7 protein-coding genes are annotated in these 11,925 nt (G+C 67.8%); all 7 read right to left on the minus strand.

What is annotated here, in order from left to right; translation table 11 throughout:
- The gene (locus ACK3BB_RS22625; RefSeq protein WP_428928907.1) at positions 1-1,104 is read right to left on the minus strand and encodes a M24 family metallopeptidase; all 1,104 of its coding nucleotides are present in this window, start codon (positions 1,102-1,104) and stop codon (positions 1-3) included.
- The gene (locus tag ACK3BB_RS22630) at positions 1,104-2,762 is read right to left on the minus strand and encodes a hydantoinase B/oxoprolinase family protein (protein ID WP_428928908.1); all 1,659 of its coding nucleotides are present in this window, start codon (positions 2,760-2,762) and stop codon (positions 1,104-1,106) included. Before ACK3BB_RS22630 ends, ACK3BB_RS22625 begins: the two co-directional genes overlap by 1 nt.
- Entirely contained in the window at positions 2,762-4,864 is a 2,103-nt protein-coding gene (locus ACK3BB_RS22635) for a hydantoinase/oxoprolinase family protein (protein WP_428928909.1), read from the minus strand. The genes ACK3BB_RS22630 and ACK3BB_RS22635 overlap by 1 nt, the downstream gene beginning before the upstream one ends.
- On the minus strand, positions 4,861-5,358 hold the full coding sequence (locus tag ACK3BB_RS22640) for a GAF domain-containing protein (RefSeq protein WP_428928910.1): 498 nt from the start codon (positions 5,356-5,358) through the stop codon (positions 4,861-4,863). The genes ACK3BB_RS22635 and ACK3BB_RS22640 overlap by 4 nt, the downstream gene beginning before the upstream one ends.
- Positions 5,355-6,050 carry a helix-turn-helix domain-containing protein gene (locus ACK3BB_RS22645; RefSeq protein ID WP_428928911.1) on the minus strand — a complete coding sequence of 232 codons (696 nt, stop codon included), beginning with the start codon at positions 6,048-6,050 and terminating at the stop codon, positions 5,355-5,357. The genes ACK3BB_RS22640 and ACK3BB_RS22645 overlap by 4 nt, the downstream gene beginning before the upstream one ends.
- A gap of 72 nt (positions 6,051-6,122) precedes the next feature.
- Positions 6,123-9,917 (minus strand): hydantoinase B/oxoprolinase family protein, encoded by a 3,795-nt coding sequence (locus ACK3BB_RS22650; RefSeq protein ID WP_428928912.1) that lies wholly within the window; start codon positions 9,915-9,917, stop codon positions 6,123-6,125.
- A gap of 209 nt (positions 9,918-10,126) precedes the next feature.
- A complete protein-coding gene (locus ACK3BB_RS22655) occupies positions 10,127-11,737 on the minus strand; it encodes a glucan biosynthesis protein (RefSeq protein ID WP_428928913.1) in 1,611 nt (536 codons plus the stop codon).
- Positions 11,738-11,925: the final 188 nt, after the last annotated feature.

Consider the following 11,925-nt stretch of genomic DNA (forward strand, 5'->3'; position numbering starts at 1 on the left):
TCAGGCCCCTGCCACGGCCACGTCGCGCGGCAGTTCCGAGAATTTCACCGCGCCGTCCTTGGTCAGGTAGACGATTTCCTCAAGCCGCAGGCCGAACCGGCCGGTCAGGTAGATGCCCGGCTCGATGGAAAACACCATGCCCTCTTCGAGAACCGTATCGGACGAGCCGGTCATGTAGGGCGGTTCATGCACCTCGATCCCCAGCCCGTGGCCGGTCCGGTGCAGGAAGAAATCGCCATAGCCCGCCTGGGTGATGTGATTGCGCGCGGCCTCGTCGATCTCGCGCGCGGTGACGCCCGGTTTGGCGGCTCGCATGGCGGCCTGGACGGCGCCTTCGACGATGGCATGGATCTCGTCATAGCCTTCGGGCTTGTCGCCGACGACGCACATGCGGGTGATGTCGGATGGCATGCCATCCAGCCGCGCGCCGATGTCGATGACGATGGCATCGCCCTTCTGGATAACGGTCTCGCCGGTCTGGTGGTGCGGGAAGGCCCCGTTGCCGCCCGTGCCGATGATGCCGAATTCCAGCTTGGCGCCGTCTTGGGCAAACCGGTCGATGACGATCTGCTTGACCTGGTTTTCCGTCATGCCGGGCTTGATCGCGGCAAAGGCCGTTTTCATCGCCTCGTCGGCCAGCAGGGCGCTGGTCTTCAGCCGGGCAAGTTCGTCGGCATCCTTCATCATCCGCAGACGGCCCAGCGTCGAGGTGGTGAAGACATGTTTTGCGCCGGGCAGCAGGTCGAGCAGGGTCAGCGCGAAATCGGCGCGCATGCCCTCGTCGATGGCCACGACCATCGCGCCCTGGCCCTTGACCGCCGCCAGCGTCGCATCCAGCGCCGCGCCCGGGCCTTCGGCATCGGCCCACAGGTGCATCGGCAGGTCGGTGTGCTGGCCGGCGCTGTCGGCTTCGAGCGCGGGCATGGCAAATTCGGCACCGTCCTGGGTGACCAGCAGCAGCAGCAGGCGTTCGTCACCATGGGGCTGAAAGCCCAGCAGCCATTGCATATGCGGCCCGGGACCAAGCGCCAGCAGCTCGACGCCTTCGTCCTTCATCGACGCGCGCAGGGCCGCCATGCGGTTTGTGATCACATCCTTGGGCATCACGCCTCTCCCTCGTATCCGTATATTGTCCTTGCGGTTTCCGGGCTGATCAGCCCGTCGCGCAGGTCGCGGGCGACCATGTCGCGGGGCCGGTCCTTGGGATCGCCCAGCCCGCCGCCATTGCCTGTGATCACACGGATCACATCGCCCGGTTTCGTCTTCTTGTTCGACACGAATGCAAATTCGCTGGCCTCGCCTTCAGCCGGCATGAAACGCACGTAATTGGCGCTGCCGTCATGGCCTCCGTCCAGCCCCCAGGCCGGGAATTTCGAACGGGTATAGCCGATGGTGACATAGCCATCCTCGGAGCGCGTCCGGTAGTCGATGACCACGCCGCGCCCGCCGGTCAGGCGGCCTTCGCCGCCCGGCGCGCAGTTCAGCTCCATCCGGTCGATGATGACGCCGTTGCGGGCCTCGTTGATCTCGGCGGGGCAATTGTAGGTCTCGCCGTGGAAGGACGAGAAGATCGCCGAATTGCCGTCGCGCCCGGCCGCCGCGCCCCAGCCGCCGACCTGCGGCTCGATGATCGTGTAATGCCGGCCCGTATCCGGGTGCACGCCGCCGATGAAGGTGCCGCAGACGGATGCGAAATGCCCCGCGCCCAGCCGGTCGGCCATGTAGGGTGCCAGGCAACGCCACATGATGTCATAGGCGCGCAGTTCGAGTTCATAGTAGAACCCCATCGCCGCCGGCTCCTGCGCGTCAAAGACGCTGCCCTTGCGGGTCAGCAGCTCGATCGGGCGGAACGACCCGGCATTGGCCAGCCCGCGCGGATCGGTCAGCGACTTGAACAGCATCTGCGCAGACACCATCACCCCGTCACGGCAGGAATTGGTCGGCCCGGGCGACTGGTCGGGATTGTCGCGCAGGTCGACGATGAACTTGTCGTCGGTGATCTCGATCTTGACGTTGAAGACGGACCCGTCGTCCTGTTCCTCGTCCAGCTCGAACTTGCCCTTGGGCAGATCGGCGAGCGCGGCGAGCGAGACCTTTTCGCCGTGATCCATGAAGTCGGCCAGCGCCTGTTCGAACGCCGCGACGCCGTATTTGTCGGCCAGCTGGGTCAGCCGCCGGGCGCCCACGCGCACCGACGAAATCGCCGCCCAGACATCGCCTTCCAGCACGTCTGGCATGCGGCTGTTGACCGTCAGGATCTCGAAGACCGAGGCGATGGGCTTGCCCGCCTCGACCAGCTGGATCGCGGGCAGGCGCAGACCCTCCTGAAAGATCTCGGTCGCCTCGCCGGTCAGCGAGCCCGGGGCCATGCCGCCCACGTCCGAGTTATGCGCGATATTGGCCGTCCAGGCGACCAGCTTGCCCTCGGCAAAGACCGGCATGGCGACGATGATGTCGTTCAGGTGGGTGACGCCGCCGTAGAAGGGATCATTGGTGGCATAAACGTCGCCGTCCTTGACCACATCCGCCGGGAACTTGGCGGCGATGACCTTCACGGCCTTGTCCAGCACGCCGACAAAGGCCGGGATGCCCGCGCCCGAAGACGCGATCTCGCCCTGCGCATCGAGAATGCCGGTGCCCATGTCGAGCACCTCGTAGATGATCGACGACATGGCCGTCTTCTTCATTGCCACGAACATCTCGTCGGCGGCGGCCTGCAGCGAGTTCTGGATGATCTCGGAAGTGATCGGATCAAGCGCCATCAGACGGCCTCCATCACGGGGGTTTCGGCCGCGACCGACAGCAGGATGTGCAGGTTGCCCCAGCGGTCGACCTCGACCCGGTTGCCCGGATGGATGACAATGGTCGTGCCCGGGTCCTCGACGATGGCCGGGCCATCGAAGGCCATGCCCGGCAACAGTTTTTCGCCGTCATAGATCGCGGCCGCGTGGGTGCCCTCGGTGGCGTAGTCGACATCGCGCGTACCCTTCTGCGCCGCGCTCGCGGGCGTGTCGGTCAGGGCGTGTTCGACCGGTTTCAGCTTGCCGACCTCGGCCGAGGCGATGACATGGATGCCCACCATCTCGACCGGCGCGGACAGGCGGTAGGTGTATTCCTTTTCATAGGCCTCGTGGAAATCGGCGGCGATCTTGGCCAGCGCGGCTTCGGTCACGGTGCCGTCGATGGGGACTTCAACGGTGTGTTCCTGGTTCTGGTAACGGAACTTGCCGAACCGTTTCAGGATGACCTTTTCCGCGGCCACGCCCTCGGCGGCGAATTGATCGCGGGCCTGGGCCTCGGTCTCGGCAAAGCGGGCCTCCAGCCCCTCGGCCGCACCGTCGCCCATGTCGGCCAGCGCGGTCAGGAAATAGTCGCGCCGCAGGTCGGACATCATCATGCCCCAGGCCGAGAACACCGACGCGCCGGTAGGAATGACCACCTTCTTGACGCCCAGCTCCTGGGCCAGCGCCACAGCATGCATTGCACCGCCGCCGCCAAAGGCCACCAGCACGAAGTCGCGCGGATCGTGGCCCCGGTTGAGCGAGACCAGCTTCAGCGCGTTGACCATGTTGTTGTTGGCAATCCGCACGATGCCCTGCGCAGCCTGGTCGCGGTCGACGCCCAGGTTGTCGGCGACCTTTTGCAGGGCCGCGCCGGTGGCTTCCATGTCGGCCTCGACCGCGCCGCCGCAGAAGTAATCGCGGTTGATCCGGCCCAGCCAGAGGTTGGCGTCGGTGGTCGTGGCCTCGGTCCCGCCCTTGCCATAGGCCGCCGGGCCCGGCATGGCGCCGGCCGATTGCGGGCCCACGTGCAGCTTGCCGAAATCATCGACCCAGGCGATCGACCCGCCGCCATTGCCAATTTCCACCAGGTCGACGACCGGCACCATGATCGGGTAGCCGGCGCTGGTCCGGTCCCGCTCGATCCAGTAGTCGGTCATGATCTTGACCTCGCCGTCCTCGATCAGCGAGCATTTCGCGGTGGTCCCGCCGATATCCAGCGCCAGCACGTTGGGCTCGCCGATCAGCTTGCCGAGCTCGGCCGCGCCCCAGAACCCCGAGGCCGGGCCGCTTTCGACCATGGTGATCGGGATGCGCGAGGTGGCATCCAACGTGTCGACGCCGCAATTGGACTGCATGACATAAAGCTGGCCGTCAAAGCCGCCCTCGGTCAGACCGGATTCCAGCCGGCGCAGGTAGCGTTCGGCGACGGGTTGGACATAGGCCGACAGCACGGCCGAATTGCCCCGTTCGTATTCGCGCCATTCGCGGCTGATCTGGTGCGATCCCACGGCCGAGACCTCGGGCCAATGGGCGCGGATCGCCTCCAGCACGGCCTGTTCGTGGGTCGGGTTGGCATAGGAATGCAGCAGCGACACGGCCACCGCCTGCACGCCGTCGGCCTTGAAGCCATCGAGGATCGCGGGCAGGCCCGACAGGTCCAGGGCCTCGGTCTCGGCGCCCTGGTAGCTGATCCGCCCGGGGACCTCGCAACGCAGGTAACGGGGCACGAAGGGTTCGGGCTTTTCGTAATGCAGGTTGAAGAAATCGGGCCGGTTGCCGCGCGCGATTTCCAGCGTGTCGCGGAAGCCTTCGGTGGTGATCAGCCCGACCTTGACGCCCTTGCGTTCGGTCAGGGCGTTGATGACGACGGTGGTGCCATGGGCCATGAAATCGACGCCCGCCGGATCGACCCCACCCTTTGCCAGCACGTTCAGCACGCCCTGTTCGAAATTCGGCGGCGTGGTGTCGGACTTGGCCGTGGTGATGCGGCTTTCCCCGGTGTCGAGATCGGTCTCGAAACAGACCATGTCGGTGAATGTGCCGCCCACGTCGGTTGCCACACGGGTCGTGGTCTTGGTCATGCGGATGTCTCCTCCGGGTTGGCCCTGCGTTCCAGCATCAGGCAAAGCGCGCCCGGGGCGATCAGCCGCGCGGCGCGGGCGACCTTTTCGGGCGTGTAATGGTGCGCCACGTCCAGGCAGTTCAGCGTGCCCAGCACCTCGCCGTTGACGACGACGGGCAGGTTCAGGCAGCTTTCGAAACCCAGGCTGACGATCAGTTCGTGATCGGGGAAATGCGGCGCGAAATCGGCCGGGACATGGGCGACGAAGGGCTGGTGGTTGTCCAGGACCTGCGTGCCCCAATCGGTCGGCGGCATAGGCTTGGTGCCTCCGGGCGGGTATTCGGCGGCCATGTTCGACCAGCGCCGGCGGGCCAGCCGGGTACCGGGATCAAAGGTCATCACGGTGAACAGCCCGGCGCCGATTTCCTCCTGCACCAGCGCGCAGAGCGCGGCAAAGAGCGCGTCGAGGTCATCGCCGGCGGCGGCTTGGGCGAATTGGGTCCAGGCGGTCATTCCTGCTCTCCGGCGGCTTGCAAAAGGGCGGCTTCGTGGCCGGCGTGGACGCCGGGAATGTCTTCGGCAGAGGTGATGCGATCGCCGAAGACATCCATCGTGCAGACATGAAGGATCGCCGTTTCGCTGTCGGTGTGGTTCCAGGTGGAATGCAGCCGCTGGGACGAGAAATGCAGGCTGTCGCCGGCTTCCATCACCACCCGGTTGCCTTCCAGTTCGACGGTGCAGGCGCCTTCGAGCACAAAGAAGATCTCTTCGCCCTCGTGGCTCTGCGGTTCGCTGCGATAACCCGGCGCCTCGCGGATGATGACCGCGTTCAGCACCGATCCCGGGAAGGTCGTCGAGATCCGCTCATAGGCGGTGACGGCCGGGTTGTGCTGGCCCAGCGACAGTTTCGGCCGGGCGTCGTGGCGGGTGGCCTCGGGCGCGGGGCCCGAGCCGGGCAGCACATCATGCACGGCAATGCCCAGCACGCCACAGATCCGGTGCAATGAGGTCAGCGAGGGCACGGCGATGTCGCGTTCGGCCTGGCTCATGAACCCTGTCGACAGGCCCGCCCCCTCGGCCACTTCCTGCAGGGTCAGCTTGAGCGCCCGGCGCCGGGCCCGCAGCTTGGCCCCGATCGCGGGCTTGCCGGGGTCCTGCCGCCCCGCGTCCGGCTTGCCCGGATTCTGTGTCGATTCATCTGCCAAGAGATACCCGTTTTTAAGTAATACTAAAATTTTGTGACGGTTTCCCTGATTCCGTCAAGGAAAACTGCCCGTTCAGGCAGCTTTCTCCTTGCGGGCGCCCAGCTGATAGGCGGTCTCGGCCATCTCGGGCGACACCAGCCCCAGGCGCACATCGCGCTCGACATCCGGCACCGGGCGCTCGGCCGCCGGGCCGAAGCCGCTGCCCGCGCTCAGGATCAGTTCGACCTCGTCGTCGCACCCGGCCAGCGGGAACATCCCGCCGGTGCCGCAATCGGTGACCGTCTCGCCCGAGGTGATCGTCGCCCGGGCGCTCAGCCCCGGCGCGCCGCCATGCAGCCCCTCGACGGGCAGGTCGACGCCTTCGGGCGCAACCTGGCAGGTCATCTCGCCCGCCGCATCGCGCCGGCGCACGCGGATGCGCGTGGCCGGGCCGCCCCGGGCCGCGCCGGGCCCGCCGCTGTCGGTCACAAAGCCCTTTTCCTGCACGATGATCGGCAGCCGCTGTTCCAGCAGCTCCAGCGAGGACGAGGCCGCCGAGGTCGGCCAGAGAAGCGCGCCGCGCCCGTCCAGCCCCTGCCCCGCACCCTGGCCACCGCCCATCAGCAGCATTTCCGAGAACGGCTGGCCCTCGGCATCGGTGCCCCAGAAGGTCAGTACGCTGGGCAGGCCGGAATAGGCCCGCACCGCGCCGGGCACGGTTTCGGCCATGGCCCGAAAGATGTTGGGCGAGGAATACCAGCCCGTCCGCGTGCGCAGGCTGACCGGTGCTGGATGGGCGCAGTTCAGGATTGACCGCTCCGGCGCCTTGACGGTGAACGCCCGGTAACAGCCGGCATTGCCCCGCACCCCGGGCGTCAGCATGCATTTCAGCGGATAGGTCGCATGGGCCTCGGTATAGCTGAGCGTGCAGTTGATCCCTCCCAGCGGCACCTGCGGCGGAGCGCCGGCGAAATCGACCTCGATCCGGTCGTCGGCCACGGTCAGGGCCATCGGCAGGGTCATCCGCGTGCCCAGCGGGTTGAAATCGACGGTCGAGCGATAGGTGCCGTCGGGCAGCGCCCGGATCGCCGCGCGCATCGCCGCTTCGGACCGGTCCTGCAACACGGCGGCCAGCGCCCTGAGGTCGCGCAGCCCGTATTCCTGCAGGAACCGCAGCACCTGCGCCGCGCCCCGGGCATTGGCCGTGACCAGCGACCGCACGTCGCCCAGCACCTGGCCCGGCTCGCGCACGTTGTGGAACATCAGGCGGAAGATGTCCTCGTTCTCCTCGCCCCCGCGCAACAGGCGCATCGGCGGGATCTGCAGGCCCTCTTCGAAGACCTCGCGCGCGGCCAGCCCGCTGCGCAGCCCGCCGATGTCGCCGACATGGCCGACCGTCGCGGCCAGCGCCACGACACGGCCCTCGGCAAAGACCGGGGTGACCACGGCAATGTCAAAGAGATGGCCGGCGCATTCCCAGGGATCGTTGGTGACATAGACATCACCTTCGCGCATCTGCTCGGCCGGGTAGGTCTTGAGGATATGCCGCACGGCGCGCGGCAGGGTGATGTTGAACACCGGCATGACCCGGGCCGAATGGGCAATGGTCTCGCCCGTTGGGTCCAGCAGGGCACAGCCGAAATCCTGGCTTTCCGAGATGATCAGCGAAAAGGCCGTGCGGCAGACGGTCTGCCACATGTCCTCGGTCACCGTGACCAGCCGGGCCCACATGATTTCCAGCGCGATCGGATCGCGTTCCAGGATCGCCCGGGCCTCGGCCAGGGGCAGGTCGCCGGTCACGGTCACCCGGGTCTCGGCGTCAAGCCCGATGGTGATGCGCAGGTTGCCCGCCGTATCCAGCATGGCCCGGTCGCCCTTGGGCACCAGGGTGGTCGATTCCGGTTCCTCGATGATCGCCGGGCCGGTGATTTCCTGGCCCACGGCCAGCTCGGCCCGCAGGTGGACCGCGGCGGGTTCCCATTCGGCGCCGGTCCAGACCTCGCGGCTGTGCGGCGTGGCGGCACCGGCACGTTCGGCGGCCCGGCCAACCGACAGCGCCGGCGCGGGACCGCGCGCGCGCAGGCGCAGCGACAGGATTTCCAGCGGCGCATCGGCCGGGCGGCGGGAATAGCGATCGAGGTAGACGCTTTCGAACCCGGCCCGCAGCGCCGGTTCGGCCGATGCATCCAGCCCGCCTTCGGGCAGGGGCACGGCAACCACGTGCAGCTGGCCCTTCAGGCGCATGTCGAGGGTGATGTCAAAGGCCGCATCGGCCTCACCCACCCCGGCGGCGGTCAGCTCGGCCAGCGCCTCGGCGCGCATGTCGGCGGCCAGGGCGTCGATGCCACCCGACAGGGCTTCGGCCATCTGCATCGGCCGCGACCGCACCAGGTCGACGGCCAGGGGCGCCGACAGGAAGCCCAGGGCCGAGGCCGCGCCCGAGGCCGGCGGGATGATCACCTCGCCCACGCCCAGGATCCGCGCGACCCGGGCGGCAAAGGCCGGGCCGGCCCCGCCAAACCCGATCATCGCATATCCGCGCGGGTCGCGGCCCTTTTCGACCATGTGGATCTGCGCCGCCGAGGCCATGGATTCGGCCACCGTCTGGTGGATGCCCCAGGCCGCTTCGGTGGCGGTCAGGCCCAGCGGCCCGGCCACCTTGGCCATGGCCGTTTCGGCCGCCGCCCGGTCCAGCGCCATCTTGCCGCCCAGGAAACGGTCGGGATCGTAATAGCCCAGCAGGACCGACGCATCGGTGACGGTCGGGTCCTGGCCCCCGCGCCCGTAACAGGCCGGCCCCGGGGCGGCCCCCGCGCTGCGCGGCCCGACCTTCAGCAGGCCCACCCCGTCGATCGAGGCGATCGACCCGCCGCCGGCGCCGATCTCGATCATGTCGACCGTCGGCGCCCGGACCGGCAGGCCCGAGCCGTTCTTGAACCGGTGTTCCCGCCCGGCTTCCAGCACCGGGGCGATATGCGGCGCGCCGCCTTCGATCAGGCAGGCCTTGGCCGTGGTCCCGCCCATGTCAAAGCTGAGAACGTCCGACAGCCCCGCCGCACGGCCGAACCAGGCCGTGGCCAGCGCCCCGCCGGCCGGGCCGCTTTCCAGCAGCCGGATGGGCAGCGCCCGGGCGGTGTCGACGGGCACCAGCCCGCCGGCCGAGGTCATCAGCCGCAGCGACCCGGCAAAGCCCCGGCCGGCCAGTTCGCGTTCCAGCCGGGCCAGGTACTCGGCCATCAACGGCTGGACAAAGGCATTGGCGCAGGTCGTCACGAAACGCGGATATTCGGAAATCTCGCCCACCACGGCCGACGAGACCGACACGGCCAGGTCGGGATAAGCCGCCTTGACGATCTCGGCCGCGCGCAGCTCATGCGCCGGGTTGCGGTAGGCATGGATGAAACAGATGGCAATCGCCGTGCAGCCCTCGGCCACCAGCAGGTCCAGCTCGGTGCGCAGACCGGCCTCGTCCAGCGGCGTGACCTCGCGGCCCAGCCCGTCGAGCCGGCCGTCGACCTCGCGCCGCAGGTCGCGGCTGACCAGCGGCTCGGGGAAGGCCAGGTCGAGGTCGTAGATGTCGTAGCGCTGCTCGTTGCCGATCTCCAGCGTGTCGCGGAAACCGGTCGTGGTCAGCAGCCCGACCCTGGCCCCCACCCGTTCGATCACGGCATTGGTCACCAGCGTCGTGCCATGCACGATCTCGCCCAGCTCGGCCATGTCCAGACCCTCGCGGGCCAGCAGCTCGGTCAGCCCGGTCAGCGCCCCGCGCGAGGGATCGTCAGGCGTGGTCAGCGTCTTGTGCAGGGCCGGGGTGTCCTGGCCGGGGGCGCTCAGGAACAGGTCCGTGAAGGTGCCGCCGATGTCGATCCCAACCCTGTATTGCGCCATGTCGCCCTGCCTTTCCGTCTGACCATGCCTGAATTTAAGCAATACTATAATTTAGTATTACTGCAATTTGGCAACCCTCCAGTTCGGGGGCAGGCCGGTCACGGGCCGGACAGGGGGCGAAAACCCCGCCACGAAAAAGGCGGGCGCCTGTTTTTCAGGCACCCGCCGGGGTCAGCTTGCAACGATGTCGGGACCGACCGGCCGCGCGGTCAGGCGTCGATCCACTGGAAGGCCCAGGTTTCCGACAGCCGGCGCTCGTAGCCCCGGACGCCGGCCTGGATCTCGACAACAGATCCCTTCTCAGCCCGCACCTCGACAACCATCCGCCACAGGTCCTTGCCCGGAACCGCGCTCAGCACGGTCTCGGCCAATTCACCGCCGGTCACTTCGACCTCGGGCTCGACCTCGGCATCGCTGGGCAGGCTGCCCAGCAGGCCGCCGGCGAAATCGATGACGAATTTGCGCGTGTCGGTCTTTTCCTCGACCCCGGCCACGCCGCCTTCGCCGACCCGCGTGCGCACCACCCGTGCCAGGTCGCGCGGCGCGGCGCCCGGCGGGGTCATGCCCCAATGCAGGCGATAGGAATAATCCAGCGCGTCCCCGGCCTTGCGCTCTCCCTCGGGCACCCAGTAGGCCACGATATTGTCGTTGACCTCCAGGTCCGACGGGATCTCGACCAGCCGCACGGCCCCCGGCCCCCAGTCGCCGAGCGGTTCGACCATCAGCGACGGGCGCTTGCCGTAATGGGCCTGGGCGTCGAGGTAATCCTCGAAGGCCCGGCTGCGCTGGACCAGCCCGAAGGACGCCGGGTTGACCGAATCCATGTAGGAATTGCCCAGCTGCGGCGGGTTGTTCAACGCCCGAAAGACCGTCTCGCCCGACCGTTCGTTGACCACCAGCGCCTCGCTGTCATGCACGGCCGCGCGATAATCGTCGAACCCGCCCATGTCGGCCCCGCCAAAGAGATACATCGAGGTCAGCGGCGCGATGCCCAGTTCGGTCACGTCCTCGCGCAGGTAGACCCGCGCGGTCACTTCCATCGAGGTCGTCTCGCCCGGCGAGATCACAAAGCGGTAGGCCCCGGTGACCGACGGGCTGTCCAGCGCGGCGTAAAGCGTCAGCGACCGTTCGCCCGGCCGGGGGCGTTGCAGCCAGACCTCGGAGAACCGGGGGAATTCCTCACCCTCGGGCAGGCCGGTGTTCAGCGCCAGGCCCCGGGCGCTGAGCCCGTAGGAATTGCCCCGGCCGAGCGCCCGGAAATAGCTGGCGCCCTGGAAGACGACCAGCTCGTCGAAGATGTCGGCCCGGTTCAGCGGCGTATGCAGCCGGAACCCGGCCACGCCGGGCATCTCGGCATCGGCCGGCACCTCGGCGGCCAGCTCGGGCGAGCCATATTCGAAATCGTTGGTGGTAAAGGACATTTCCTCGACCATGCCATCAACGATCTCGTGGATCTTGACCGGGGTGTTGAACAGCCAGCCGGGGTGGAAGGCATGCAGCCGGAAGGCCGAGCCTTCCTCGGACCAGCGGGCCTTTTCGGGCCGGAACCGGATGCGCAGGTAGGCATCGTAATCGAGATCGGCCAGGAAGCCGTGCACCGGCTCGGGCTCGGCATAGGGTTCGGCGGCCAGCGCCTGCATGCGGGCGCTGAGCGCGTCAAAGGAAAAGGCCGCGTCCTGCGACATGGCCATGCGGGCGGGCAACAGCGCCGGGGCGCTCAGCGTGGCGGCGGCGGCCCCCAGGAAGCGCCGGCGCGGCATGGCCGTGGAAAGCAGGGTGGAACGCGACAGGGTCGCGCGGTGGGCATCAGGTCTGGCCATCTCGTAGCGGTCTCTCACACAGGATCGGAACGGGTGTCATGGATCAAAAGGATCTTGCCGGATGTATGCCGTTCACGCCAAGCGCCAATGGCGCGGCCCGGGGCGGCGGCGGGATTTTGCTGCATTCCCATCGGCCTCGCCGGATTGTCATGTTTCGTGGGCCGGCGATTGGCGGGCTCTTGCCGCCG

The sequence above is a fragment of the Marinibacterium sp. SX1 genome (assembly GCF_050389775.1).
Classification (GTDB): Bacteria; Pseudomonadota; Alphaproteobacteria; order Rhodobacterales; family Rhodobacteraceae; genus Marinibacterium.

What these genes read in the sequence shown, in the direction of transcription:
- ACK3BB_RS22625 (WP_428928907.1), bottom strand. Translation starts at nt 1,104, where the DNA reads ATGCCCAAGGATGTGATCACAAACCGCATGGCGGCCCTGCGCGCGTCG.
- ACK3BB_RS22630 (WP_428928908.1), bottom strand. Translation starts at nt 2,762, where the DNA reads ATGGCGCTTGATCCGATCACTTCCGAGATCATCCAGAACTCGCTGCAG.
- ACK3BB_RS22635 (WP_428928909.1), bottom strand. Translation starts at nt 4,864, where the DNA reads ATGACCAAGACCACGACCCGTGTGGCAACCGACGTGGGCGGCACATTC.
- ACK3BB_RS22640 (WP_428928910.1), bottom strand. Translation starts at nt 5,358, where the DNA reads ATGACCGCCTGGACCCAATTCGCCCAAGCCGCCGCCGGCGATGACCTC.
- ACK3BB_RS22650 (WP_428928912.1), bottom strand. Translation starts at nt 9,917, where the DNA reads ATGGCGCAATACAGGGTTGGGATCGACATCGGCGGCACCTTCACGGAC.
- ACK3BB_RS22655 (WP_428928913.1), bottom strand. Translation starts at nt 11,737, where the DNA reads ATGGCCAGACCTGATGCCCACCGCGCGACCCTGTCGCGTTCCACCCTG.